Origin of the sequence: Klebsiella sp. CN_Kp104, assembly GCF_040064515.1 — a bacterium.
GTDB classification, from domain to species: Bacteria; Pseudomonadota; Gammaproteobacteria; order Enterobacterales; family Enterobacteriaceae; genus Klebsiella; species Klebsiella aerogenes.
The window spans coordinates 1-24,811 of sequence record NZ_JBEAII010000038.1 but is presented as its reverse complement, the minus strand read 5'-3'; the positions used below and the strand labels follow the sequence as shown (position 1 = coordinate 24,811).

At 48.3% G+C, this 24,811-nt stretch carries 29 protein-coding genes; 1 reads left to right on the top strand and 28 read right to left on the bottom strand.

Annotated features, from left to right (window positions below; all coding sequences use genetic code 11):
* Positions 1–90: 90 nt before the first annotated feature.
* The 27 genes from traT to traM form a co-directional block, all read right to left on the bottom strand.
* Positions 91–822, bottom strand: coding sequence for a conjugal transfer complement resistance protein TraT (gene traT, locus ABLU80_RS19715; RefSeq protein WP_125992696.1), 732 nt, complete (start codon positions 820–822; stop codon positions 91–93).
* Positions 823–956: 134 nt separating this feature from the next.
* On the bottom strand, positions 957–1,547 hold the full coding sequence (locus ABLU80_RS19710; RefSeq protein ID WP_348850364.1) for a hypothetical protein: 591 nt from the start codon (positions 1,545–1,547) through the stop codon (positions 957–959).
* A gap of 15 nt (positions 1,548–1,562) precedes the next feature.
* Positions 1,563–4,385, bottom strand: a complete 2,823-nt coding sequence (gene traG, locus ABLU80_RS19705) for a conjugal transfer mating-pair stabilization protein TraG (RefSeq protein ID WP_348850363.1) — start codon at positions 4,383–4,385, stop codon at positions 1,563–1,565.
* Positions 4,385–5,755, bottom strand: coding sequence for a conjugal transfer pilus assembly protein TraH (gene traH / locus ABLU80_RS19700; RefSeq protein WP_046883978.1), 1,371 nt, complete (start codon positions 5,753–5,755; stop codon positions 4,385–4,387). The genes traG and traH overlap by 1 nt, the downstream gene beginning before the upstream one ends.
* Complete coding sequence (gene trbB / locus ABLU80_RS19695; protein ID WP_348850401.1) at positions 5,742–6,278, bottom strand: type-F conjugative transfer system pilin assembly thiol-disulfide isomerase TrbB; 537 nt, start codon at positions 6,276–6,278, stop codon at positions 5,742–5,744. Before trbB ends, traH begins: the two co-directional genes overlap by 14 nt.
* 19 nt (positions 6,279–6,297) lie before the next feature.
* Positions 6,298–6,531 (bottom strand): type-F conjugative transfer system pilin chaperone TraQ, encoded by a 234-nt coding sequence (traQ, locus tag ABLU80_RS19690; RefSeq protein WP_001568081.1) that lies wholly within the window; start codon positions 6,529–6,531, stop codon positions 6,298–6,300.
* Positions 6,532–6,541: 10 nt separating this feature from the next.
* On the bottom strand, positions 6,542–7,291 hold the full coding sequence (gene traF, locus ABLU80_RS19685; RefSeq protein WP_279925703.1) for a type-F conjugative transfer system pilin assembly protein TraF: 750 nt from the start codon (positions 7,289–7,291) through the stop codon (positions 6,542–6,544).
* A gap of 15 nt (positions 7,292–7,306) precedes the next feature.
* Positions 7,307–7,639, bottom strand: a complete 333-nt coding sequence (locus ABLU80_RS19680; protein ID WP_058675678.1) for a hypothetical protein — start codon at positions 7,637–7,639, stop codon at positions 7,307–7,309.
* Positions 7,636–7,896 (bottom strand): conjugal transfer protein TrbE, encoded by a 261-nt coding sequence (gene trbE / locus ABLU80_RS19675; protein WP_058675679.1) that lies wholly within the window; start codon positions 7,894–7,896, stop codon positions 7,636–7,638. The genes ABLU80_RS19680 and trbE overlap by 4 nt, the downstream gene beginning before the upstream one ends.
* 13 nt (positions 7,897–7,909) lie before the next feature.
* Positions 7,910–9,802: a type-F conjugative transfer system mating-pair stabilization protein TraN gene (traN, locus tag ABLU80_RS19670; RefSeq protein WP_348850362.1), complete on the bottom strand. Its 1,893-nt coding sequence runs from the start codon at positions 9,800–9,802 to the stop codon at positions 7,910–7,912.
* A complete protein-coding gene (gene trbC, locus ABLU80_RS19665; RefSeq protein WP_058675681.1) occupies positions 9,799–10,425 on the bottom strand; it encodes a type-F conjugative transfer system pilin assembly protein TrbC in 627 nt (208 codons plus the stop codon). The genes traN and trbC overlap by 4 nt, the downstream gene beginning before the upstream one ends.
* Before the next feature lie 12 nt (positions 10,426–10,437).
* On the bottom strand, positions 10,438–11,421 hold the full coding sequence (gene traU / locus ABLU80_RS19660) for a conjugal transfer pilus assembly protein TraU (protein WP_348850400.1): 984 nt from the start codon (positions 11,419–11,421) through the stop codon (positions 10,438–10,440).
* Positions 11,422–11,440: 19 nt separating this feature from the next.
* Complete coding sequence (traW, locus tag ABLU80_RS19655; protein ID WP_348850361.1) at positions 11,441–12,070, bottom strand: type-F conjugative transfer system protein TraW; 630 nt, start codon at positions 12,068–12,070, stop codon at positions 11,441–11,443.
* On the bottom strand, positions 12,067–12,444 hold the full coding sequence (gene trbI / locus ABLU80_RS19650; RefSeq protein WP_348850360.1) for a type-F conjugative transfer system protein TrbI: 378 nt from the start codon (positions 12,442–12,444) through the stop codon (positions 12,067–12,069). The genes traW and trbI overlap by 4 nt, the downstream gene beginning before the upstream one ends.
* Positions 12,444–15,083 carry a type IV secretion system protein TraC gene (traC, locus tag ABLU80_RS19645; RefSeq protein WP_348850359.1) on the bottom strand — a complete coding sequence of 880 codons (2,640 nt, stop codon included), beginning with the start codon at positions 15,081–15,083 and terminating at the stop codon, positions 12,444–12,446. Before traC ends, trbI begins: the two co-directional genes overlap by 1 nt.
* 193 nt (positions 15,084–15,276) lie before the next feature.
* A complete protein-coding gene (locus ABLU80_RS19640; protein WP_348850358.1) occupies positions 15,277–15,576 on the bottom strand; it encodes a hypothetical protein in 300 nt (99 codons plus the stop codon).
* Positions 15,573–15,965, bottom strand: coding sequence for a hypothetical protein (locus ABLU80_RS19635; protein WP_348850356.1), 393 nt, complete (start codon positions 15,963–15,965; stop codon positions 15,573–15,575). The genes ABLU80_RS19640 and ABLU80_RS19635 overlap by 4 nt, the downstream gene beginning before the upstream one ends.
* A gap of 4 nt (positions 15,966–15,969) precedes the next feature.
* Positions 15,970–16,341, bottom strand: coding sequence for a hypothetical protein (locus ABLU80_RS19630; protein ID WP_348850355.1), 372 nt, complete (start codon positions 16,339–16,341; stop codon positions 15,970–15,972).
* 155 nt (positions 16,342–16,496) lie between these two features.
* A complete protein-coding gene (traV, locus tag ABLU80_RS19625; RefSeq protein WP_348850354.1) occupies positions 16,497–17,066 on the bottom strand; it encodes a type IV conjugative transfer system lipoprotein TraV in 570 nt (189 codons plus the stop codon).
* Positions 17,067–17,312: 246 nt separating this feature from the next.
* On the bottom strand, positions 17,313–18,725 hold the full coding sequence (traB, locus tag ABLU80_RS19620; protein ID WP_348850352.1) for an F-type conjugal transfer pilus assembly protein TraB: 1,413 nt from the start codon (positions 18,723–18,725) through the stop codon (positions 17,313–17,315).
* On the bottom strand, positions 18,725–19,465 hold the full coding sequence (gene traK / locus ABLU80_RS19615) for a type-F conjugative transfer system secretin TraK (protein ID WP_001568101.1): 741 nt from the start codon (positions 19,463–19,465) through the stop codon (positions 18,725–18,727). Before traK ends, traB begins: the two co-directional genes overlap by 1 nt.
* On the bottom strand, positions 19,452–20,018 hold the full coding sequence (gene traE / locus ABLU80_RS19610; RefSeq protein ID WP_348850351.1) for a type IV conjugative transfer system protein TraE: 567 nt from the start codon (positions 20,016–20,018) through the stop codon (positions 19,452–19,454). Before traE ends, traK begins: the two co-directional genes overlap by 14 nt.
* A gap of 18 nt (positions 20,019–20,036) precedes the next feature.
* Positions 20,037–20,342: a type IV conjugative transfer system protein TraL gene (traL, locus tag ABLU80_RS19605; protein WP_024191986.1), complete on the bottom strand. Its 306-nt coding sequence runs from the start codon at positions 20,340–20,342 to the stop codon at positions 20,037–20,039.
* A gap of 13 nt (positions 20,343–20,355) precedes the next feature.
* Positions 20,356–20,724, bottom strand: a complete 369-nt coding sequence (traA, locus tag ABLU80_RS19600) for a type IV conjugative transfer system pilin TraA (protein ID WP_348850349.1) — start codon at positions 20,722–20,724, stop codon at positions 20,356–20,358.
* Between the two features lie 71 nt (positions 20,725–20,795).
* A complete protein-coding gene (locus ABLU80_RS19595) occupies positions 20,796–20,999 on the bottom strand; it encodes a TraY domain-containing protein (RefSeq protein ID WP_171825533.1) in 204 nt (67 codons plus the stop codon).
* Positions 21,000–21,131: 132 nt separating this feature from the next.
* Positions 21,132–21,824, bottom strand: coding sequence for a helix-turn-helix domain-containing protein (locus tag ABLU80_RS19590; protein WP_348850348.1), 693 nt, complete (start codon positions 21,822–21,824; stop codon positions 21,132–21,134).
* 220 nt (positions 21,825–22,044) lie between these two features.
* Positions 22,045–22,431: a conjugal transfer relaxosome DNA-binding protein TraM gene (gene traM, locus ABLU80_RS19585; protein ID WP_228303425.1), complete on the bottom strand. Its 387-nt coding sequence runs from the start codon at positions 22,429–22,431 to the stop codon at positions 22,045–22,047.
* Positions 22,432–22,853: 422 nt separating this feature from the next.
* Between traM and ABLU80_RS19580 the strand changes: the two genes are divergently transcribed.
* The gene (locus ABLU80_RS19580; RefSeq protein WP_171825512.1) at positions 22,854–23,339 is read left to right on the top strand and encodes a transglycosylase SLT domain-containing protein; all 486 of its coding nucleotides are present in this window, start codon (positions 22,854–22,856) and stop codon (positions 23,337–23,339) included.
* A gap of 488 nt (positions 23,340–23,827) precedes the next feature.
* Here the strand turns inward: ABLU80_RS19580 and ABLU80_RS19575 are convergent, their stop codons facing one another.
* Positions 23,828–24,352 (bottom strand): antirestriction protein, encoded by a 525-nt coding sequence (locus ABLU80_RS19575; protein WP_253909534.1) that lies wholly within the window; start codon positions 24,350–24,352, stop codon positions 23,828–23,830.
* Between the last annotated feature and the right edge of the window lie 459 nt (positions 24,353–24,811).

Sequence of the window (24,811 nt, the reverse complement as noted above, 5' to 3'; positions counted from 1 at the left end):
TATCTGAATTTACTGAAGCACCGGCATTACCGGATAGAGACGCAACTTTAATCCAACAGAGAAATCACCTGGAAAATTGGATTGAACACATTACAGAATATTAGAAATAGATTTCGCAAGTTGGTCTTCAAGAACTGGCTGAGCTTCCGGGAATTTTAGATTAACTTTATTGGCATTCGAGACAATACGGGTCTGGTATTTATGCTGATTACCTGTTTCTGAACTAGTCTGTACCTTCGCTCCGGACGTCCCCTGGCGCAATACGGCAACGTTATCTGTCTGAACCTTTGTCGAGGTTCTTTCTGCGATCTGGACATCGGTAACCATCGTATAGTTAACATCTTCCACCATCGCGTCTGCCGCCATTCCAACCAGTCCAGCCGCCAGCCCTACTCCTAATGTAGCCCCTGCTGAATTTGAGTTATAAGCCGTTATACCAGCGCCCAGAGCAGCAGCTGTCGCAGCCCCTTCATATCCCTTACTTAACCACCCCTGGGACTCTCGCAAATCCATCTTATCTGCTTTCAGTACATTAGCCTGTATCCAGTACCCAGCAGTATCCGGATTAGTCACCACCTGGTAACCTTTTGCTGTCACTGCGCTGGCAATCTTAGCCTGCAGTCCGCTCATATCTTTATCTGAAGTATTTTTTATTTGCAGATATACCGTGCGATTATTAGAGGGTTCTAACCAGATAGTCTCACTCATTTGAGTTTTGACATCGAGGTTTCGTTTTTTAATTGCGGTACCCATTGCACCACATCCAGAAAGCACCAAAACTGAACTCATGACTGCAACAGCCATAACTTTATCAAGTTTCATACATGTTCCTTGTACAATAAAAAGAAGATGGATGGCACCCACATTTATATCCTGGGTGCACAATTACTACACGTTGAAATAAATCACACAATATTACCTACATGAATAATCGCTACCTCTATTGAGAATTTAGATCAATCATGCCGGTCAATACCATATGGATTACCGGCAACATCAATATTCCCTATCATAGGAAGCCCACTGACTGGATTAACATCGGTAAACGTTGATTGTGAAGTATCTACTGGTGTCTCAAAGCCTTTATACACATTAACATCAGTACTCGTCAAAGACGATGCATCGAGAGTCTCGTGCGATTCAAATAAATTAGCCTTATGTTCAAGACAACCTGAATAAGGAGTTGGAGATACTTGGTTGTTTCTATCCATCCCCATGCCATAGCCGATTCTCTTGAACCCTCCTTTCTTGTGAAAGGATACAAAACGACAGTATTTATTCATTGCAAACAATGGATACATCATACTTAAAAGCAAGCAAATAACAGGACTGGCAAAAGCACTCACACAAACGACCACTAAATACAGATAAAATCTATTATTAGCTTCACTTTTGGACTTACCTTTCCCAATTTTCAAAAAAACATAGTAAAAAATCAAAAACCATATAGCCAATGTTAACGTAACAAAGAGGGTTGAAGGGATATCCCACCTTCCGATAAGACACGAGATGGCCTGTACTATAAACAGCAATACCATTTTCTTCATTTCCCCTCCCTAAATCTATTTTTTATGATTCTTCTCGTAGTCCTGAGCTTTCCTTAAGAGCTCATCTCTTGTATCTGCACCAGGAAGAGCTTTCTGTTCATACGTTCTCCTATTGTATTCATTATCAATTTTATTTCCCTCTAAATTATGGTTGTTTTGCAGATCTGTATGTTGTTTCTGTACCTCTTGCTCCTGCGTAGTTATTTTTTGCCGAGCATCCTGATTAATTTGACGATTTTCAGATACTAGCGCTTCGACGCCATTGCCTACATCATGTTTTATGCCAGCTTGTGCAGTCATATTGTCAATACTGCTTGCATGCTGACCGTAATCGGAAACAACACCGTCACGACCGCCTCCAGCAGAAACACCGCCCATATCATTCCCGAGAGAACCTCTGGCCTCCTGATATGCCCCATCAATTTTTGGCTCTACCTGAGATTTTACAAAATCTCTGGCCAGGGCCTCTCGTTGTGCGGCAATTTCTGGAGAACTGGTATCAGTCAGAATGGCTTCCGCATTCTGTGGCGCCTGTTTCTGGACAAAGTTCGCAAATTGCTGCGTCAGATTTTCGCTCATCTGTCCACTCATGCTTTCAGTGCGTGATGCCATATCACTGTATTCATGGCTGCGGGTTTTGCTTGTCGTATACTGGTCATAGCTGTTTTTCGCGCTGGACAACGACGCTGCAAACTGGTCAACACGGGAAGATGCATTATTATCAGTAACATTTCCGGAAGTAGTTGTCTTATGACTGGTTAAGTAATCCGACGCCTCTCTGAAGTCTTTAACCGCTTGGCTGCTGCTATCGTGATTATTCGTATTAGAATGGCGACCAGATTCACTAGTATTATCCTGAGAGCCAGAACTGGCAGTACCGCTAACCGATACTTTTCCACCTCCTTCCACATGACCACCTGTACCGAATAATTCAAACCCAGCGCCTGCTCTTGCGCTTCCATAAATTTCGCCAGAAACCGCACCTTTTACTAATTTATCCATTAACTGACTGAATGCCTCATCACGGCTTATATGATTGGCTTTCGCGTAAGAATCAACAGCATTCATCATTTTGCTTCTGGCCATCGTATCCTGAGAGGATTCAGTACTGTCTGCCCCCGTCGTCATCGAGGAGCTGGTCCCCATATTGGTACCGAACTGCTTCAGGGTATTCCAGGCGCTCGTCACGCTCTGGTTATAACCGTGCAGGGCGCTTTCAGCCTGTACTTCTGATTCTCTGGCCATCTGCTGCTGTGCGCTGGCAATCTGACGGCCGACGTTGATATCTACCGGCAGTTTCGACATGGCGCCACTGGTATCCCAGACCATTGAACCATCCCGTGTCTGGGTTCCCATACCACCGTTAGAGAGCTGCCGGGTCATCTGGCCAAATGCAGTGGTGCTGTTAGTATTCCAGCTGTTCCCGCTGACATTATCTGTCTGCATATTGGCGTAAGAGTAATTCCCGTCCACAACACCGGAAGCCGCCTGTGAGGTGGCACTGAGGCCAGAGGATGCAAAATGGCTGTAGATGTTTGAGAAACCTGCCCCCACGCTTTTTATCATCATCCAGGCCAGGCCAGGAATCATCAGCGAAATGTAACCTGCGGTCGTGGCAATATCAGAGTCACGCAACTGTACCTGTGACATTTCAGATAACACCACCGGCGTGGCATTTTTGGCAGCATAGAACGCCATGGCACTGTTCAGGATTGCGTATAAAATTGGCCAACACTGCAGCCACATCAGGGCTACAACATACCCCTTCAGCACCTGCATGGTCAGCATGTTGAACATGGCCGCCATCACAATAATCGGGAACATGCCAATCATCATCCCGAGAATAACGGTCTGCATCATCGGCAACGTTCTCAGTGCCTGCTGCCCCATTGAAGCCTGTGCCAGACGCTGTTTTTCCAGTGATGATGTGGTGGCAATATTGATCAGGCTCGCCGAATCTGCACTGCGGGCTGCATAACTCTGTATCCCACTTCTCAGGGCATTAATGGTGACATTCTGACGGATAATCTGGCTGGCAGACTGGCTGTTGTGATAGAACGTCTGGTAACTGTCGCCCAGTAAACTGGACATCAGCACATCAGGGTTCGGACGGCCACCAAAAATCTGGCGGACATAATAGTTCCAGGTTTTTCCACCCGTCTGGGTATCCAGCGCCAGCGCTGACTTCAGATCGACTGACGCTTCAAGACAGGTTTTAAACTGGTTGTTTTTGTCAAATATGCCTCTTAACGGGCTGGGGTTAGAAAAAATCAGCGTATAGGGATCTGTTGAATGCATCAGGTCTTCAAACGAATATTTGTGATTCAGCAGCATATCGCCAATCACGCAGTTCTGAACGTAATCGGAGAACAGCGTGACAATCTCCGGATTCTGCGACATAAAATCGGTACTTTTCGCCACCAGGTTGCTGCCAAAGAGCATGCCCGTTTTGCTGTAGACCGAACTGTCCGGCAATGTCATCACCATTTCATAGCTCTGTACAAACGCGTTCCCGATGCGCGTCGTAAGGGATGCCGGAATCGCAAGGCCAATCGGCAGATTATCCACCTGATAGACCGATGAGGGTTCAGAGTAATCGATGACCTGTACAGGGGTTTTTATTAAAACGAGCATCGATACCAGTGTCAGCGAGAATACCCACCCCAGCATATCCATCACGCTGTGTTTTTTAATCCAGCTCCCTGCCACGATCAAAACGGAAAAACCGATACACATTCTCTCGATAATTTTCCAGTTTTCGGTCTGCATAAACGCCGCAACGGCGTTCAGTACATGCCGGTACCAGTCGCCCCCGGCGATAACATACACTTCCTGCATCACATACCTCCGCCAAAGTGGTAATTGTTCTGGTAGCGAGTCATCATCCTTGCTGATACCTGCTGACGCATGTAACTCATCTGGCGATCGACAACCAGTAATGCATCTTGTTGGACCTGTACGCGCGCCTGGAACGTGGCGATTTGCTGCGTGGCCTGGTCAAGGTTCTGCAGGATCATGTCCATTGTCGCCTGCGGGTAATTCCCGGTCGCCATCATGGCGCGGGCCTGCTGAATAAGTTCCTGAATGTACTGCAGCAGAATGTCGTAACCGATATAGTCGGTCAGTTGATAAAGCAGCGAGTTAGACACCCCAAGCATCTGGGGATCTACCAGGTATTTGAATACCGGGATAGTAGTGCTTGAAATAAACCCTTTCTCCTGCTCAGTCAGTTTTTCATCAGCAACGGCCTTGTTCTGGATACTGTTGAGCAGTTTCGAAATCTGGTTCTTCAGCGCCTTATCCGGGGCGATGGTGACGGTGGCATCTGCCACGACCTTGAGGCATTTATCCGAATCATTGCAGTGATAGATTTTAGCGCTGCCCCCTTCCATCATGGCCTTGATCAAATCCTGGTCGGTAGTACGCGCCGGCAGCGGTGTGATTTCGCCGTTCTCACCGAATATCAGTGTCCCGGTTAAGGTCATGATGAACTCTTTAAGCTCCTTATTACCGTCAAAGAGCCGGTTTTTTGACAGACCGTTCCACATGATGTTGATGTTTTTCATCACGCGTTCCTTGTCTTTATCGCTCGCTTTATCCTGAACGCTGTCCATCTTTCCGCCCACTGTGCATCCCTGTCGGGATGCAGCCCAGTCAGCGAAGATGTTACTTTCACCGGCAATGTCCTGGCAGACCTTCTGCTGCGCAACCTGAGTTCGGGGAAACAGACCACCGACGATACCCTGCGCAGCCTGACAGGAACTGAGGTTGGTGCTGTTGATGTCGCTGGCCATCTTCTGCAGGAAGTCTTTTGCCGTTTTAATTTCGGGAACCGTGGTTTGCAGTGCCAGATCGAAAAAGTATCCTGCGGAGTTACTCATTATTTGTTTGGCGAAGCGCTGCAGCTGTTCACTGTTGATAAAGCTGAATGAACCGAGATACGCATCGATACCGCCGCAACCGGCATTAATATCCGGCAGAGTCATACTGACCAGCTGGATGGTTTTAACCTGTGTTCTGGCATACAGAGAACCGCCCGAAGCGTAGCCCGCGGCCTGCCCCTGCCAGACCTGCGGCTGAGACGTATTTGAGGCAAACCCGAGCTTATTGAAAAAGTTGTTCATGTCGCCGTTGACGTCTGCGGCTGCCGGGAAGGACAACCCAAGCAACAGGCCGCTGAGCAATGTTACCGACTTAACCTTGTCCATTTTTCGGTGTCTCCATCATCTGAAATAAGGTATCGAGCCGGGCCATAAAGCCCTGAGCATCCGTTGCGCCCTGCAATATCGGGAAAGCATCGAGCGTGTTCACGTTGACAAGAAACGTGGTTGGCGTGGCGACCGGAATGTTAGGGAAAAAGGTCTTCATCACTTCAGGTGGAGCGGGTAGCGCCTCCGGGAATGCCTGATCGCCCTGACCATCCAGCGTGTAAGGAAAGACCGAAAACCCATGCTGCGTTGACAGCGTTTTGAGTACCGGATCAAATTGATGACAGTACGGACAGTGCCCCTGCATAAACAACACCACCTTCCACTCCGCCAGATTCACCTGACGACCGTTACTGAGGCGGTACCAGACAGGAGCCGCTTCGGTCCGGGATGGTGTGGTGGTTACCACTGGCGCCTGATCTGCCGACTCTCCGGTCAGACCTTTCGGGTTGTACAACGATTTCACCTCATCAAGCGTGCCGGCCTGAGCAAATGTTGACAGCAGCAGGACGAAGCAAAGCATTACCGGCCGCGCGCGGTGATTAATGTTCAGGATGATTTTCACGGTCCTTTTCCTCTTTCTCAGCCTGCGCAATCAGGGCATTAATGATGCGGTAACCACCGAAAATCATCATGGCTATACCCAGGCCTTCTCCCATCTCAACAGCCATCTCCGGTTGTTTACGCACCAGACGGGCAATGAGATGGAAAAATACGCCGACGGCCACCACCCATGTTCCCGTGATATCCAGATCTGGCATGCGAAATTTACGCATCACGCGCTCCTTAAAAATTGGGTTTAAAGTCGTTGGAAACATAGAGAAACTGCTTCGCCAGATCGTCCTGGCTGATGAAGCCGTAACTGAGCGGTTTAACCTGTCCGCTTTTCGGGTCAACCAGCATCATGGCCGGAAAATACTTCACGCCGAGCCGCTCTGCCTGTCCCTGGTCCACGCGTGAGTCCGGTAGTAACGGGTTAACCACGCCATCAACAGAGACGGAGATAACACTCAACCCGTAGGTCTCACGGAAGTTACTCAGCACCTGAACCAGTTGCCCGTCAATTGGCTCCCGGCCGCGGTAAAAGAACATCACACCGAAATGCTGAGCAATGGCCGAGATGGCTTTACGCTGTTCCGCGTAATCGGCCGCGAGCTGGTTTTTAACCGTGCCGTTGTAGTGGCTGAACTGCAGGTTGTAATCGAGCTCCGGATGTTCAAGAAACGCTTTCTTGGCGCTCATCGAAAATAATCCTGCCTGCTGCGTCCAGTAATTCTGGAGGCGGAAATATTTCACAAAAGCGGGTACCGATGGATACATAATGGCTTCGGCTAATGCTTTTTTCGTTGCCTGCTGCAGAGCTGCCTGCTTCTGCAGAATATCCATTTGCTGGGGTGGCTGCGGGGTCGGCTGCGGATCCGGGTCGGTTGTTTTCAGTGGTTCGTTATACCACTGCCATCCCGCATCCTTCCCCCAGGCAGACATAACGGCGCAACCCAGCACAACGGGCAGCAGTACGAGCCGTTTCATTTTCATGGGACACCTTCATCTTTATTTCTGATGTTTATTACCGGACAGAGCGTTATAGATAACGTCTTTATTTATCTGAATTTCGTGGCCTGTTTTAATTTGCTTCCCTGAAAAACCAGTGTCATTGCAGAACACCGCATAATCATGAAACGTTAAATCCTGACGATAGTCATTTTTTATTACCCAGGCGATACCTGAACTTTTTTCACAATTAACACCATAAAACTGATTCGTAATATGGAAAAGTACCTCTCGCTTATCCCTGATGAGTCCGTAACACATCATACCCGTCATAAATAAGATAAACACAGCCACGATCGCGATTACCGGCCATTTAGGGTTTTCCTCTTTCATTCCCCCCTCTCTTTTCTTTTTGTTCTGTTTTCGCCAGCGGGTTTCAGCAGGTCTATCAGTAAAGATAAAACGCCGTACAGAAGAAGCCAGAGCCCACCGAGGATAGTGATGAAAAACACGGCAGCGATAATATCACTGCCCGTGGTTTGTTTTACCGTATCCCATGACCAGATAATTACCGGTGATGAGATAATAACAGTGAGGCATAATCTAATCAGGAAATCCGTAACACAGCCTGAAGAGAATATCACTTTCATTTTTACCCCCTGATTATTTCGAGTATTGCTGACTCATAATTTCTTTTATACGCTCTTTGGTTTTATTGGTGAGCGCATCGTTATCCGGAATTTTTTGGTTCTTCATCAGGTCTTCCATGAAATTAGTGAAATCGAGTGAATCGAAATTAATACGCTGGAGTTCATCAACCGTGATACCGCGGCAATTCGGACTGCTGGCGCCACCAAAACTGATATGTAGCTGACCATTCCGGCCCTGTTGTTGAACAATCTGCGCCAGTTTTGAGTCGAACTGGCAGTAGCTTCTTTTTTTCTCCAGGCAAACACCCAGCACCTTTTTAGAGCAGAATTCTCCCACACTGACGGTCAGCTTATCTTTTTTGGCTTTAGCGAGGGCTTTTTCGTCACTGCTGCAGCGCGCCAGCCCCACATCCTGGCCCCAGCCGCTGTCTTTGCAGCAGTTACTGAAGCCTGCAGCAAATTTTTTACAGTACTTCGCTTTCCCGGTGAACGCCCTGACATCCACCCCGTTCAGTGCGGCAACGTCCTTCCCCGCCGCAGCCAGGGCGGCGAGCTCCGCCACTGCCTGACCAAAATCATTGTTTTTGCCGCTGACCGCTTTATCGCATTCACCATCGAGACAGAACACGTCCCCGCCACAAATCATCTGTTTACCGGTGGTTCTGGTTTCGCAGGAGTACGTGGCATATTCATGAAGACAGGTTCCGTCATCAGAAGTGAAGGCGCATTGCCGGGATGCCAGCGTACAATTATGGTTGTCCATCAGTGTCTGGCATGAACCGTAATCAGAAGGTTGGGTAATATACGTATCACGGTATTTCCAGCAGGCCTGGTAGACCTGGTAAACATTCCCGTCCTGGTTAACCGTCCGGTTTCCTCCCGGCTCAATGCATTCCGTCGTGGTCTGCTTGCCTTCATCTTTACTGAACGGACAGAACTCGACCCATTTCACGTCCGGAACCCATTTTTTTTCCGTCACACGCATGGTCAGCGTGACACTCATCCAGGCCTCTGAACCGCCCTGTAACCAGTTTTGTGTCTTGCGGGCATATTCCCGGCAACGACTCTGCTTACCGCTGAGGCAGTTCTGGTTAAGGATGATCCCCTGTGGGGAGGGCCCCCCTTCGGTCAGAAACGTTCCGGGCGCCCCGGGAAGTGACCAGCTGTTATCTTTACCTGCAGAGGAATTTTGATTCACGCCCCACCAGGTCATCCGGTAGAACATATTCCGGTCATTAAAATGCAGCGCTGCTGATGCACTCAGCACCGTTCCCGTGGCCGGAGCGCGGAATGTCAGCATCACACTTTTGTTACCGTCATAGCTGTAGCTGAACTGGTTATTAGGCACGGTATACGTTTTGATAACCGTGGTTTCCTCATAGTGTCCGGTTATCGTGGCGGTTCGTGTACAGTACTGCTCAACCTGCAGGTCACGTTCACAGGTGTAGTTTTTAAATTCACTCCGGTTAACGATTTCCGCCTTACACTCCTGTCCGGTATTGCCGATGATAGTGTCGGATCTTGATTCAATATCTTTGGCGTTCTGGATAAACGGGGCGTCCGGAGAGATGCTGTCCGGAGGCCGGTTGGTAAATGACTCGGTAATACTTTGTCCGACTTCACTCCCGGCCCACTGGGAAGCAGAGTCATTTTTCAGTGAGCTGTCGCCGCCGGCTGTCACGCCACCGTAGTATTTCTTTTGCTCGGGATTTTTCGTATACCCCGGCAGATTCTGCTCGCCATTGAAGTTTTTCAGGGCATCAAGACCGCCCCCCTGTACCTGTTTTGCAAAGTCAGAACCTGCCCTGTAATCCGTGTTACTGTCCGCGCAGGCTGGTCCTGCAAACCAGATAAATGTCCCCAGAACCAGGGCATGAACAAAGAGAATGGCCGGAAGTGTTCTCATTGGTTACCTCCCAGCATATGACGGGCGATATCCGCACAGTCCCCTTTCTCCGCCACCTTTTCCAGCGCCTGTTTCAGCCGGATATTGCCCCGAACCACATCAAACCCTGCCTGGCAGCGCACCACGAGGGCGGGCACGCTGCGAATGTTGTATTGTGAGTAAAGCGTCGGGTCGATCTGGACGCCGTCTGTCACACCATCCTTAACCAGCCGCATCACCGCATCGGTGGTTGCCTTCATGTCGTTATTGACCATTCCGCGCAACGTGGCCGGAATACCATACTGGCGGGTTTCATGCAGCATGCGTTTCAGACCTTCCTCCGGTATAGAAAACGACACGAAATACAGCGCACCTTCAGAAGGCTTTCCCTGTGCTGACGCCCTTTGCTGGCTGGCCAGATTATCGATGTACTGACGATCGGCTTTCGCCAGGGGGTTACGGTTAATCTGTGCTTCCAGTTCCTGCTGCAGCTGCTTGTCCGGGTGCTGGCGTAACTGCTCACTGAAGTCTTCCTGGTGCTTCAGCCACTCCCGGTCAGCCGTTGTCGGACTCCCCGGACTGCCAGCTGCCACAGCGGTACCGGTGAGTAAAAGCGTGAGGATAAAAATATTTAGTCGTGTCACAGAAGACTCCTTTCAGAGGAAAACACAGTTACGTTTGCGCCACATGAGGTAACCAAAATTCTTCCGGGTATTAGGCGGGTTGCGACCGGCCTCCCAGCGCATCACACTGCGCCCGAGGGGATGGCACTGCCCGCTGTCCGGATACATATTCACCATCTGATAGCGCCAGCGCTCTTTAGGGATAATCGGCGACGGATATTCGTAACAGACTGCGGTATCGGCGCCGACCGTTTCCATAATCTGGCCCTGTCGGTGAAGCTTGTAGGCCATACGCTCACTGAGCAGAACCGAGGATTGCAGCGGGCTGGATTCGTTACTGGCCCATCCACTGAAGGGATACATAGAGCCCTGCGAGCCGGCACACCAGAACAACGGGTCAAGTGGTAAGTGGAAAGCACTTGCAATGGCATCGGCAGCACAGGCCCCCTGAGCGATCGGGTTGGCAAACAGTACGGCTTCCGGATTCAGGATCGTGGTCAGACTGCTGTCCACCCAGGTCGGGTCAATCTCCGAGAGATAGGCGATGTCCATATCTCCGCCTTCCAGGCAACCTGCTGACGTAATGATGTTCAGCCAGTACGTCAGAGGGTATTTGTACCAGTGCACGTGATAGAACGCCCCGTTGACCTGTTTGTCGTCCTTTTTGGCCGTCCCCATCCCTGTTTTACCGAGATTGATACTGAAGCCCCCCAGATTAACCATGCAGCCAGGTGATCGGCTGACGTCGGTCATGGCCATCGGTTCCCAGTACCCGATAGCCAGACCAATGCGTACAAAGATTGGGGGTGGGACCGGGCAATACTGTATCGGGCTGCCGGGATTAGGCGTGTCAGGCTGATCTCCTTTCCCCACCTGCACACTCCCCAGCGATAAGGGGAAAATGCAACGCCAGCAGACATCGGTAATGGGGTTTACAAATCGTCCTTCACACGACGGGTCTGCAGCGGCATTCATACTGTGGCTCCAGAGCAGGCTGGCCGCTATGAAAAGCAAAATACGTTTCACAGAAACATCCTTATCGCGTGGGTGGAAAGTATTCGATGTTCAGCCGCTCTCCCGAGGGGGCCGGGGTGATCCGCGCGGGTACTGACGTCAGCCCAAAGCGCTGGCTCAACACGCCGTTCTGGTCGAAATAAATCCGGCTGTCGAGCGCCGCCGATGTTTCGGGGATGCTGCCTTTAACGAGGATAATCTTGCTGATTAACGTCTCAGGTACCTGGCGTTTCATCCAGGCCACCTGGTCCGGATCATCACCGTCAATGAAGTAAAGCGTCTGCATAAAAGGAACGGTTTTAAGCGGATTAAGCACCTGGCCCTTCCGGGCGAACAGCACGCCGTTCTGATCCTTCAGGTCTTCAGTTAATTTGATGCTGGGATCAAACCAGCGCTGCTCATATTTATCCGCTTTCTTTATCCCCTCGACGGGGGCCGGGCGCTGGCTGTTGGTCTTCACCCGCTCCTTAAAGGCCTCCATCTCCTGCCCCCACCGCCCGGACTTCTCCAGCGCTTCAAGGCGCTGGGTTATCAGCGATAACATATCCTGCTCCTGTATGGGCCACAGGTCGCCCCATGTACCCAGATCAGCTGCCCGGGTAAGCGGGGAGACCAGACATACAGCAAAGAGCGCCCCGCGGATCATTTTCATTCCCTGCCTCCCTGCATCCGCTTCGCAATATCACGCTGAATACTGAGCGTGACGTCCGGCGCCCCATTAACCACAGCAGGAGAAACAAGAATCAGCACATGGTTTTTCTGTTGCCAGTCATCCAGACTTTTTTCCAGCGCACCGTTAAAACGGTCCGATAGTGCCTTAGACTGGCTTTCCGTCAGTTGCTTACGGCTGACACTGTCCATGAAGTTATCGAGCGTTTTCTTCATATCAAACGCGACAACACGAGGTGTGCTGTGCGTTATCATGACCCGGGTCACCACGGCATTGGCGGCAAGAATGGCAATCGCCAGCCCACCAGTGATAAGGGCACGTCGGGTAAACAAAGGTTTTCTGGTATTTTTTTCCATCAGGCAGCACTCCTTGTATTATTCATGGCCACCCGGGCCTCCAGGTCTGCCATTTCATCCGGGAAGTTACGGCAGGCCAGTTCGTACACGGCATCGTGAATACTCACCCCGGCGCGTTTTCGTTGTGTGATGTACTCAAAGTCAGCACCACTGGATGAATACATGGCGCGGCTGAGTGGATCGACAAACAACCGGTGCCACGATGAATGCGCCTCCACCGACAGCATGAAGGAGGAGAACCACTGGTCTTTAGCCGAACCAAAACGGTTAATCATGTCGCGCTGCAGCTGCGTGAACTGGTCGGGGTAAAGCTGGTTGTACTTGGCAAACTCTTTTGCTGACTGTTTAAGGATGATTTTGTATGAGGAGTTCCCCCAGGCAGCACGTGCGGCACTGGAAGCCGTATCTGAGTCAAAATCGACGATGTTCTGTGTGATAGTGATATACGAACCCAGGTGACGGCGTGCGGTACGGTAGCCCTTCTCGATAAAGGTACCGACCTTCTCATTTTTGAAGTCCAGCAGGCGCCAGCCTTCATCAATGACGTTCAGTTTTTTCAGGTTACGGGGTGTCTGGTACATGCGGTTCTCGATATAAATAATCAGCGAGAACATCACAGCAACCAGCAGAGATGGCCGTGACTCCAGCCCCCCCAGCTCCAGCACAACCATACGGGCGTCATCATTGAGTGACGGTTCATCAGAGTTGAAGTAGCTGCCGTAAATCCCGTTCACCGTGTACTGGTCGAGCAGAATAATCATTTCGTCCAGACGGCTGCGGATCGTCGGTGAGTCTGCATAGGTTTCGCTGTCTTTGGCTTCCTGCAGGAAATCCACCACATCGTCAATTCGGGCTTTGTTATGCTTGGTCAGCCAGGCCGCTTTGACCGCCTGAAGCAGCAGGCCTTCATGGACTTCATCAAGATTCCCGTTGGGACTGGCCATGACGGAAAGCTGGTCACGGATACGCTCTGCAGATGCATCGAAGTTATTGTCATCGAGCACGTTCGCAAACGGGTTAAATTTCAGCGTATCGCCATCGAGATACACACCCCCCATGTTTTCGCACAGTGATTTGTAACCATCCCCCATATCGAATACCCAGGAATAACCACCGGCATCAATGACGCTACGGATAAGCGGCTGTATCAGGCCCGTTTTCCCCGCACCGGAAGTCCCGCATACCGCCATGTTAAAGTTGGTGTTATTCATGCCGGTATAGAAGAGATCGATAAAGGCCAGTTGGTTACGGTATGTCGGCGCCAGCAGGCCGGAAGGTGCCAGTGGGCTGTCGGCCACCACCGGCATCAGGTTCGCCACATTAAAGCTTTCAGCACGGCGAACTACCCCCGCCGCCTGCAGTTCCTTGAATATCCCCTCTCCCGCCTTAAAAGGCAGAATCGACAGGAAATTACGCATCTGCTGATAACGAGCGGCGATGAGTTCAAAGCCCCCCTTACGGAAACTGTTCAGTATTTCCTGTTCAGTGGCCAGTGCCGCTTCTGGATCGTCTTCGGTATAGGCCGTAACGTTGAAAAAATAGGACACCAGTGAAGAGGAATTGGAAGACAGTCGCTGGCGAATATCCCCCCACTCCTTAACTTCTTTCTCAACCGAGGGGAAATACTTCGCGTATGATGTTTTGCTCTTTTTCTCCAGGTCGAGAAACTTCAGGTTCGCTTCGTTCTGTGATTTAACCTGGTCTTCCACCATCAGGGTAAGCGTAATGACAAAGGGACAGGAAACAGACAATTCCGGGTTCAGCAGATTGGCGTAGTTGTCTGCACTGGTCCACAAAAACGCAATTTCCGGGTCGCGTGCAAGATGATAGTTAAGCACCCGGGTATGACGTTCCACCCCATTTTTGTCCAGCAAGCCAATGTTGAGATGATTCGCCATCACTTCCATATCAAAGCTGTCATCCACACACTGGTAATTAAGCTCCTGGTAAGGGTCCAGCTTTTTGGGCCTCCGGTACATCTCACCTGGATTTGGATTAATCAGTTCACTGACCATTTCGACAAGGCCCTTCTCATCCAGTGCTTTTGTCGGTATTTGCGCGCCCAGCAGTGAGGCCCGGATTATCTTGACCTGGTTCTGGAGCTCGATGATCTGCGCATTCGAATTTTTCTTACGCGGCACGCTGCAGGAGATAAATACACGGTAGTTTCTGAGCGTCAGCGGTAAATCCATTCCAGGTGGCAGCGCAAAATGCTTCTCTGCTGCACGCACATAATAGGCTCGCGTAATGGCGTTAAACTTTTCTGCCTGAGGACCACTCCAGCTGAACTCACGGAGGCCATATTCGATATCATCGCCAACCAGCTTGCTGGAAACCAGATTAATGGTGACCGGAACATTACGCGGTAATTTCGTTCTCAGCAGGTTCTCAAGCGAACCTACAATATGCTCATTGGCGCCCGGTAGAGGCCTGGCTTCCAGAATAAAACCGACTGTCTTCTGGTTAATAAACAGTCCTGTTTCACTGTCGTAATCCTTATATGGCAGAACGCGACTGAATTGAGGGAAATCCATACTGGCCAGAACATCATTTGCTTTTGCAGATTCATCAGGTAGCTTCAGCGCTGTGAGTAATGTATTAACTGCTTTGGCTACCGACTCAATAGGGTTCAGACTCACAGGTTAACTCCTTTTTGAGGGATATTGATTGATTTTCATATTTATCAGAAGGAAGGTTTTTCCAATATGCACAACGCTTTTACTCCCGATAACAAAATAAAGAAAACGGAACATAGAAATACAAACGAATAATAAAGTAGCAGGAGGTTATAAATCCGTATTTTTTAAAAAATGTATTTTTATCCTTTCGTCACTACATATCATTCAACGCTTTTAATTGATACGCTTTTAATTGATTAATATTTTCTGAATCTTCTTTACAAGCTGATGCGATTTTCTTTGCAGCTCCGAGAGTTAAAGGTTCAGATGCCCCACCCTCCTGAAATATAAGTGCCTCACGCAATCCTCTCTTTGCACAAGGTGTTTCACGAACAATATTCTGTAGTTGTTCCTGAGTAGCGTAGTTATTTTCATTTCCTTGGTAAATCAGGACTGACAATCCAAAACAAAACGACAACATTAGCATCCCAGTAAGTAAAAATCTTACAATCATTTATTCACCTCCTCTTTCCGCTCCCACTGGAAAATGTAATTATCATATTTATGCATCGGAACATTAACAACAACCCCTTTACAGATTAATATATTCATGGGGTCATTCAAAAAACTTCCTCCTACATTTTCCTCAATAAGTGTGCACTCTGTTTTCCAGTGCCGGCCAGCATCTATCTCGCTGGTACTATAAGTTAACCTCACCATAACAAAAGAGATTGCAAAGCCAGCCAACGCAGTGAACGCTCCAGCCAGAAAAAGGTTTCCCCTGAATTGATAATGCTCGGGAAGAATACACGCCAGGAACAGCCCAATAATCCCTGCAAATAATAGCACCAGACCAATGACGATAGCCCACCACACATCCATACCGTTTATGTAAGCATGCATCCCCTTACTCCTTTTTATCAGAAAAGCTTTGAATGCCCTTATCCCGGTACTTAACCCCCAGATAGCGGGTAATGCCATCAGGGCAACGCCAGGCATCTTTTGCACTGGCAAATGGTGTTTCTGGCTGCGCGTTAAATGCCGATACTTTGCAGTGTTGTAATGTATATTCAGTATTTTGCTTATTGATTAATATTGCTTTGTACTTGCTTTCTGGTTCGAGTAATGCAAGCGTCCCAACTGAAATTATCATAATAATCATTAACGACAGGAAGCGCTTCATTCTGTTTTTAATCTGCGATACACCCGGCAACAACAGTGCTGGAAGCACCCCAAAAAGAGCAATGCTCGGAATGATATATGATGAATCTTCTTTCATCAGTAAATACAGATACTTTATAAAGTCAACATTTAACACCATTAACTGAAATCCCTGACATCACAAACACGCTACCGCCCATCCCTTTCAACGCAGAGGGCACTCGTTTTAATCCAGCAGTTACATTCCAGCAGCGCCAGTCATGGCGCTGGTAATTAATTAAGACGGGGTTGTCCCCAGGCTGATGGGGTCACCACAAATAACACTGTCGTTGGTTGATGATAAACATCATCGGAATCCACATAGGGAGCGATCCATAATGATGTTGTCTGCTCACCTTTTCTTAATGGCCTCGGATACTGGCCCGGTACAGTTGGAGGCGATGTAAATGTTGATACTGTCACCGGACGCATAACCTGGGGTGTAACGGGTTGTATATACCCGGGCTTATTTACCGTCCCCCTGTCATTTAATAATGACGGGGTACTTTTATTTACTGTTACAGCCGCGGGGGCTTTCGCCTGTACTAAATCAGGTTGTGGCGGCAACGGGTATGAATTTACTGACGTTGTTCTGAAATTACCGTCAGCCAGTCGAGGCAACCCGGCCGCAACCGGCTTTGCCTCACTGCGTTCCTCTTTCGCCTTAGCTTTTTCATTGGCCTGCTCCATCGTCATACAGGTATCCGATGTTGTTGCGTTACATTGAAAATCAGTCTCCGTACCTGCGCACCCGGTTAAAAGCAATGCGCTGCCCAGAGGAATTAACAGAATTAATCCCTTCATAATATTCTCCGCCAGTTATTAGCTCTTTTTCAGGTTCATCCTGAATAGGGTGTTAGCTTTAATTTTCTGAGTAAATCTGTCTCTCTCTTCCGGACTCATGGCACCATAAACTTTCTCCAGTTGGTTTGTATCTGACAAGGCAAATACCATTTTCGACATAATGGTTGTTTTGCCGGCCCCGTTCCTCCAACAGGAACGGTATGACCAGACGTATCCGGGAGCGGATTACTTTTCTCCATTTTCTGCCTAGCCATTGTTGTTCCCCTCTGACATGGCACCAGGTGAAAACTGGTGGGGATCTAATTTCCCGAGTTGTTTCAGCATCTGGTCAGTACTGAAGCCGTTCAGGGATGCACCTGCCTGCTGAGGTTGTTGCGGCTGCTGTTCCTGATTTTGTTCCTGCTGCTTACCGTTTTTCTCTGCATCCAGTTCTTCAATCGTTTTCAACTGGAAGCCATCCTGGAACACAACGGTCACCTCGTTACCGGCACCAATTGGAATGACAGGGTGATACTGTTCTGCACGTTTGATGTAATACTCACTTAGCGTCTGCGCAGCTTTGGATGCCCCTCCGCCAACGCCCATTTTGAGCACATCACCGGCACCCACTGATGCCGTCGCACCAATTCCAACAGATGGTTGTGCAGCACGTTCCAGCCCCTGACCAATACCATCAACAAAACCAGCTCCCCACGCCCAGCCGAGGATTTTTCCGTTACGCATCACGACTTCGCCTTTCACACCGTTTTTCCCCATAAAGGACACGTGGCCTGAAATTGGCTGATCGATAGTCTTATCACCTTTGATGCAGCTGATATTTCGGGTACGGACAATCGCGCGCTCACTTGAAACGTCACCATAAGCTTCGAGGCCAACAAAACAGCCAGTCAGGTCATAAGTTTTGCTGTTAGGCATTTCCACACGGCCGACCAGACGAACCTGCATCGGAACCGTAGATTCATTACCGGTGACAGAGGCATTCGCATCCGCCCCTTCAATCAGAATGCTTTTCGCAAAACTACCTGAAGGAATGTACGGCAGTGTTTTTGCCTTCTTACCTTTGTCATAACTGAATGTACGTCGTTGGATCTGGTTAGGGGCCGGTACAGGTTGATAACTGACCTGTGGCGCCGGCGTAGTCCCGTTACCCGGATAGAATGACGTGGGTGGTGGGACAGCACCTGCAGGTTGCGGCGGGAAATTCGCCGGTTGCGGCTCACCCTCCGGTCCCGGTGCAGGGATCGGTGGTTTCGGAACAGGCTCACCACTGGTCGTGGTCGGCTTCACACCCAGCTTGTTTAACTGGTCCTGCATTGCCTGGTTTTCCGTAGTGAGTTGCTCAATACGCTTCTGATCTTCACCGCGACCTTTATTCAACAGGTTCACTTCGTTCTGAAGTGCATCAAAACGCTTTGTCAGATCAGCTGCTGTTGCCTGCATTTCAGTTGTCGCATGTTGCTGAACTTTGGTATCGAAACGACTGTCCACTACCCCCGTCATGTCCGGCGCAGGTTCGTTCTGCGTCTGGGCAGCATCATCGGAACCAACCTCGAGATCAGAGAGATACATACCGCCACCGATAACGGCGACAGCAGATACGGCGATGACACCCAGCCACATAAACTGTTTGTTCTTGACCAGCTTATTAATGTTGGCCATCAGCGATCTCCCTCTGCTGTGGTGACCCAGACCTGCAGGCGTCCGCCACTCAACAGGGGACCCGCTGTCCCGCTGATCATGATGGCGCGCGTACCTGGCTGCCAGAAATCACTTTCTTTGACCATACGTGGAGAAAGCGACACGTTATCCACGGCATAACGAACCACTTTCAGGTGATGCCCTGTCCATACTTTTTCTGCCTTTGCACTCAGCCCTGCCGGAACGGTTAAGGTTTCCGACGTGACAGGAACGGGCTGGTACCCTTCAGGCATTCCACCCTGACGAACGGCACGATTTAGTGATACCAGGAGGCTTTCATACGGTGAAGACTCTTCCCAGGACTTCGCCGGGCCGGGAGTACCGGCCAGCTCGGAGACCAGCTGAATGGTCCGGCCTGCCCCCGCGCGCGGAACGGCACGAATTGAGAAATTCAGTCCGCGTTCTGTCTCAACAATGAAAGTGAATGGTTTTTTACTGACGGTTGCCAGGATGGCTCCGCCACTGTCTGTTTGCTCCTGGTTCGTCAGACCTCCATCCAGACTGTTAATGGCGGTGATGCGATCGCCCGGAACCATAAACAGATTAGGATCCGTGTTGCTGACAGCGATGTTTGCCTGACCACCATTTGTCAGTGGTACCACTGTGGGTGCAAGCGTTCCGCTTACCGTGGCAGACATTGCCGGTGTCATCAGACAAAGGCTCAGGCAGGCGGATACACACAGGGGTTTAACGATTTTCATCAGTCACCTCTCCAAAACGTGTCAGCCAGCTGATCCCATCTAAACGGTTAAACTGAATAACATAATGTTTAATTTCTGAATAAGGCCTGGAATCCCCGATCCAGGTCTTCAGTTCCCCTCGAATTTCAACACGGTTTTCTACCGGGTAGGCACGGACAAACGTCCAGTAAAAAGTGGAATTAACGTTATTGTCCTTAATCCGTTTTGCATCCTCAGCAAGCTGGATTTTCAGGTTGTTCTGCGATGCCGGATACACATACTTCAGCAGTTGTTCGTGTTGAGCATCCACGGTTTCGGGGGTGACATTCAGGCGCAATGAAACAAAACTAAGGCCCATCTGTTCCAGATAGGATGCATCAGACTGGTTCTGTGATACCGCGAAAGGGGCGTTATATAACATGGGCGTCACCGCAACCTTTTGCTCATTTTGCAGGCGGTAGTTATTGATGCCCTGAATAACATTGGTGGCCAGGCTCAGTACTGTGACGGTACCGAGACAGATAAACCCCAGACCAATGACACGGGTGGTACTGAGACGTGCGCCGTGTTCCATGTTAGTTACTCCGTACTATTATTTAATCCACTGCCGGAAACAGGAGTCCGGGACATCATGGAAAATCCCTTTAAGAAGGGACGTAGGCAGATACCAGTAAATCAAATCGCGTAACCAGGCACTGCCCCGCCCTTTTTTCAGTTTTTTGATGCCCAGGAAAACCAGAATTGCCGCTACCAGACCGAACAAAAACTTACTGGTCCAGAAACCCCAGCCGAGACAGATTACGGCCGGGATTAGTTCATCGAGATACAGACCGAACCAACGGGACTGGTTCGTCAATGTTTCCGGGAAACGGTACTTTTTGAGTTCGTCCCCGGTCATCATTCACGCCCTCTTAGTAACCAGCGACAGACATTCCGACGGTGACAAAAACCGACAGAATGGCGAAGCCGGCCAGGAACTTAACGTTTTTGGTCATCATGTACATGATGCCGCCAACGATAACTTCCGCCAGGATCACCCACTTGACGACACTTGACCCTTTACCAAAGGTGGCTTTAACCGTACCGTCGCCTGACTTCATCAGATCGGTACCGGTGGTGGTGGCCATCGCCACTTCAGGGAAAGTTGCCGCAAGAACAGCAACGGGGAGAACGGCTTTTGCCACTTTCAACACATTCTTTTTAGTAAAGATTCGATGAAGCACAGTCTTATTCTTTTCTACCGTTACAGGGCTACCCTGCATAATTACTACAGTATTCATGTTTACACCCAATGAATTGAATGGTTTTAGATATATGACGTAACTTGTTTAGAACGGTCTATTAATTTTCTTTATTGTGCTTGTTTGCCCTCCACGTTTTCAGAATTATAAAAGTCTGGAAATCTTTCCAAATGGTCTTTAAGGCGCATGTACGCTTCCGACGTCTTACTTCTCAGGCTCCTGTCTTTTGCTTTAATCAAAAGACGATTTGTATCTTCATCCAGGCGAAGAAGAACATTAAGCCCTGGCGCTGGTTTTGAATTATTTCTAACCAATCTTGACACCCCTGCCTCCTATAAACACGTTAACATGGCATAATTAATCCTTACATTGCAAGTTCATAAAGTAAACAAATAATGCAGGGGATGTGAGTAAATTATTTTTACATCCCCTTACCGGAAATGTCCCTATCGCTTTAACAAATCACTAACACAGATCTTTAATATTTCCATGACATTTATTGCCAACCGGTGATAACTCACAGAATAAAACAACGAAAGTATAAGGTTATCCCTGCTATCAAAAGCAAACTTTTTATTAAAATCACTCACAACGTTTCTTGATGTTTTCTCGGAAACGCCTGTGATAGCAGAAATTTTTGAGTGTGTTAAACCTATGGCATACAAATTTAGTATTTTCCATTTATCATCCTTCTTGGAAGACAAAGTGTATATATATTTTTCAATTTTATGGCCCATGTTCGCATATGGATTAGAAATAAACCCAACATCATGGGTTTCTCTGACAAAGACCCATTTGCTGTAGAACTCATTATTAACTAATAAGCTTTCTATAAAAACATCCCATACGAAGCTATTGATGCGAACATCTCTAACAATGCAAGCAGAACGTTCTGATAAAACATTAATCTCTGACTGTACCAACTCCATGCCAGTTTCAAGTGGTAGGGAGGAAAACCATGAGTCAACATCCGTACATGTTAAGAAAACTTTGTTAAAAAGTGGACTGGTGTGAATTAACTCACCTCGGGAATTACGAATAAAAGCCAAAGACGATGAAATATTAAGCATTTCACCTAAAGAATGAATGGAATCAGTTTGACTGGCAACCGTATTTTTACTACGATCCTTCGCACACATAGGTGCCTCCTCAGCTAAAGGACACTATGGATAGTTGGCGTCTGGGGGTACCAGCCCCGGGCGCTAACGCTTCAACAAATTTTAATTACTACACTAATTCCATTCTATAACTCCGGACTCTCCGTGTCACTTCCTGCACCCAGATCATTATTCTTTTTTATTAACTTAATACAGGTACAAACACTAAACTTTATTAATTTCCGCCTAGACTGGAAAAATCTCATTCCTCTTCATCCTGTGAAGGGAAAAATCTTTCCACGACTTCTCTGGCATCGTCTCGAATATTCATAACCATTGACTTGAAATCAAAACGCTCATCGCCATTTACATGTGGGCTGAGAGAATCAATCGCCAGTACTTTCGAAATAGTAAACTGAGTCTTCATGACATTCTCAAGCAATACTTTATTGAACTCCGTCTGGTTAAATCCGGACTCCTTCCGTTCCATCTGGGCTTCATAAACCCTGAGACCAAGTTCAAGGAGCATTGTGGCCACACTGGAAAAACTAATATCTTTTTCCTTCGCCCCCTCAGCTCTTCGCTTTTCAACAATGGCATTGATTTGATCGACTACCTCATCACTGGGATATGCCTGAACCCTAGCCATATAAACTCCTTTCATAATATAGTGACAAGAACAATATTCGCCACAACAATATCGTGAACATCAAATTAAAACAACTCTAAAATTAAGTCTGGAGTACACGCAATTTTCCATGCGACTCACCATATAACTTAAGTCCCGACTTAAGTCTGGTTAACTCACTGATTTTTAAAATACGAGTTGTAGGCGGGTTTTATATGACTCATGCAAAACTTGTCGAAAAGTCTTTGACGACTTGCATATATATAACAATATATAACACTGCATAATATAACTAACCATAACAAACTGAAATTAAAGAGCAATCTGCAAAATTTTAATTTTGCGTGGGGTGTGGTGATTTTTGTGGTGAGGAGTGCATATTAGTTGAGTATGGGCCTGGGATGGGTTAACGTATTTCCGGTAATTGGCCTCGGAGGGAAACCATGAAGGGAATAGCGCTGGCGATCACACTTTTATTATTTTCAGGTATTACTTCTGCTTCAGACTGTTTTGACATGGCTGGAAGGGATTACAGAATTGATCCTGATTTACTACGCGCAATTTCCTGGCAGGAGTCTCATTTTAAAATTGACGCGATCGGCCGCAATCCTGTCTCAGGTTATGGGTCTGGTCTTATGCAAATTGATTCACAACATTTCAACGAACTGTCGCGGTATGGAATTAAACCCGATCACCTTCTTACAGATGCATGTATGAATATCTATACCGGAGCTTATTATCTTGCGCAGGCGTTCAATAAGTGGGGTGTTTCATGGGTAGCAGTGGGGGCTTACAATGCCGGGTTCAGAAAGACACCTCGTCAGGCAACCAGGCGCTATGAGTATGCAAAAAGGATCCACCATTACTACTCAGCAATAAAAGCGAGCAGGAGTCAGCAAAAGCAAGGGCAGCAAACAGCTATGAAATAATTTATTAGCACTGCTGTAGTTTTTATTTTAAAACACAATACAAATTTTTACCCGCGGCACAGTAGATACAAAAACGAGACATCTGCGTTCCTGAACTATCTGAATGAGTGTATGGCTTCACTGTCGTCTCCTTCAAGTGTCTGTCAATATTATCAGGACCGTAGAAAATCGGCAGAGCATCATGAACGTATTCACTGAAAAACCAGACAACAGATCCTCTGGCAAAAGCGATTTCAATTCAGGGAGGAAATCCTCCGCAATTGAAATGGATATCAAAAATGTGGAAGACAGGGGGGGGGAATATTTAGTTCGGCAGTTTATATCGTTACCCTCCCGGCAAAATTGTGCTGAGTAAACCACTCACGATAAAAAACCTGAACGAGTTTACCTCTCCCGCTCATGATTATTTGCTGCGCTAAACAATAGTGTCTCAGGCAGAAATATCAGTTATGTAAAATAAATGCGCCAACGGAGTGGCGCAGCCTTTTTCAGTCAATCGCCCGCCAGATAAGATGCGCCTCCGGATGTTTAATAATGCTGACATAATCTTTCAGTGCATCCTGTCTGGCAATAAGACGCTGACAGATACTTTCATATTGCTTCCCCATTTCTGACGTCTGCCAGGCTAATCTGTTCAGTATCATCAGCGTGGCAATAATACCTGCCGCATCTGCACTGACTTCAGCCTCAAAATAATTACCAGGAATAATCATGTTGTAACATTGCTCACCTTCTGGTGCGATATACCCGGTATCAGTTGTCGTGAATCTGATGCTGTTCGGTGCCACATTCCCGCCTGTCCCCTGTGGAATAATCCAGTAATCCCAGTAACCTCCATCATAATCAGAATGCTGGCGTAACCAGTCAGCCGCCATATTATCGGCGCATGGCGTAAAGAAAAATGACGGAATAAAACGAAGACGCTTTCCGGCATGTGTAATTCGCTGGCGAACGTCCGGTCTTTCCGGTTCGACGGCAGACTTATTAACCGCGTCATGCCCGGATAATTGCATCATCACCGACAGAAAATCATTCAGCTCATCGACACACTGCTGAATAATATCGACAGCAGGAACGCCCGTGATCATACGGATCAGTTCTGCATTCAGCCGGCAGGTTGCCGTATATAATACTGCTTTATCCGGCTTGCGCTGAAAATCAAACAGCACTCCTCTGGCTTTTTTCTGCATAGCCTCCAGCCTCTCCAGCAGGGTTTTAACCCATCGTTCGGAAGATTCTCTGGTGGTGGTTTTGACGTTGACGTTCTGTGTGTTCATCCTGTTATTCCTCTTATCTGGTTGTGGACCATCATTCGGTGAGTTCCCTGGCGGCAAAAAGCAAAGGAGCAACGACGTACGGAGGAAGGAAAGGGGCGGAGCCAAAAGTTTTTGCAGCTCTTTGCAAAAAGTTTTGGCGAAGTTTATTTACCCCTTGGATGACGACACGGCGGTGCTACGACCAGCCCTCCGCCG

Excerpts from the sequence above, each read along its gene's own strand:
- traF (WP_279925703.1), bottom strand. The coding sequence starts at position 7,291 with ATGAAAATGAAACGGCTCGTACTGCTGCCCGTTGTGCTGGGTTGCGCC.
- trbI (WP_348850360.1), bottom strand. The coding sequence starts at position 12,444 with ATGGAAAAAAATACCAGAAAACCTTTGTTTACCCGACGTGCCCTTATC.
- traL (WP_024191986.1), bottom strand. The coding sequence starts at position 20,342 with ATGACCGGGGACGAACTCAAAAAGTACCGTTTCCCGGAAACATTGACG.
- traG (WP_348850363.1), bottom strand. The coding sequence starts at position 4,385 with ATGCAGGAAGTGTATGTTATCGCCGGGGGCGACTGGTACCGGCATGTA.
- ABLU80_RS19680 (WP_058675678.1), bottom strand. The coding sequence starts at position 7,639 with ATGAAAGAGGAAAACCCTAAATGGCCGGTAATCGCGATCGTGGCTGTG.
- traV (WP_348850354.1), bottom strand. The coding sequence starts at position 17,066 with ATGAAGGGATTAATTCTGTTAATTCCTCTGGGCAGCGCATTGCTTTTA.
- traT (WP_125992696.1), bottom strand. The coding sequence starts at position 822 with ATGAAACTTGATAAAGTTATGGCTGTTGCAGTCATGAGTTCAGTTTTG.
- ABLU80_RS19575 (WP_253909534.1), bottom strand. The coding sequence starts at position 24,352 with ATGCAATTATCCGGGCATGACGCGGTTAATAAGTCTGCCGTCGAACCG.
- ABLU80_RS19630 (WP_348850355.1), bottom strand. The coding sequence starts at position 16,341 with ATGAAAGAAGATTCATCATATATCATTCCGAGCATTGCTCTTTTTGGG.
- traQ (WP_001568081.1), bottom strand. The coding sequence starts at position 6,531 with ATGCGTAAATTTCGCATGCCAGATCTGGATATCACGGGAACATGGGTG.
- traE (WP_348850351.1), bottom strand. The coding sequence starts at position 20,018 with ATGGAACACGGCGCACGTCTCAGTACCACCCGTGTCATTGGTCTGGGG.
- ABLU80_RS19580 (WP_171825512.1), top strand. The coding sequence starts at position 22,854 with ATGAAGGGAATAGCGCTGGCGATCACACTTTTATTATTTTCAGGTATT.
- traA (WP_348850349.1), bottom strand. The coding sequence starts at position 20,724 with ATGAATACTGTAGTAATTATGCAGGGTAGCCCTGTAACGGTAGAAAAG.
- traK (WP_001568101.1), bottom strand. The coding sequence starts at position 19,465 with ATGAAAATCGTTAAACCCCTGTGTGTATCCGCCTGCCTGAGCCTTTGT.
- trbE (WP_058675679.1), bottom strand. The coding sequence starts at position 7,896 with ATGAAAGTGATATTCTCTTCAGGCTGTGTTACGGATTTCCTGATTAGA.
- ABLU80_RS19710 (WP_348850364.1), bottom strand. The coding sequence starts at position 1,547 with ATGAAGAAAATGGTATTGCTGTTTATAGTACAGGCCATCTCGTGTCTT.
- traN (WP_348850362.1), bottom strand. The coding sequence starts at position 9,802 with ATGAGAACACTTCCGGCCATTCTCTTTGTTCATGCCCTGGTTCTGGGG.
- ABLU80_RS19635 (WP_348850356.1), bottom strand. The coding sequence starts at position 15,965 with ATGCATGCTTACATAAACGGTATGGATGTGTGGTGGGCTATCGTCATT.
- trbB (WP_348850401.1), bottom strand. The coding sequence starts at position 6,278 with ATGCTTTGCTTCGTCCTGCTGCTGTCAACATTTGCTCAGGCCGGCACG.
- traW (WP_348850361.1), bottom strand. The coding sequence starts at position 12,070 with ATGAAAATGATCCGCGGGGCGCTCTTTGCTGTATGTCTGGTCTCCCCG.
- traB (WP_348850352.1), bottom strand. The coding sequence starts at position 18,725 with ATGGCCAACATTAATAAGCTGGTCAAGAACAAACAGTTTATGTGGCTG.
- ABLU80_RS19590 (WP_348850348.1), bottom strand. The coding sequence starts at position 21,824 with ATGTGTGCGAAGGATCGTAGTAAAAATACGGTTGCCAGTCAAACTGAT.
- traH (WP_046883978.1), bottom strand. The coding sequence starts at position 5,755 with ATGGACAAGGTTAAGTCGGTAACATTGCTCAGCGGCCTGTTGCTTGGG.
- ABLU80_RS19640 (WP_348850358.1), bottom strand. The coding sequence starts at position 15,576 with ATGATTGTAAGATTTTTACTTACTGGGATGCTAATGTTGTCGTTTTGT.
- traM (WP_228303425.1), bottom strand. The coding sequence starts at position 22,431 with ATGGCTAGGGTTCAGGCATATCCCAGTGATGAGGTAGTCGATCAAATC.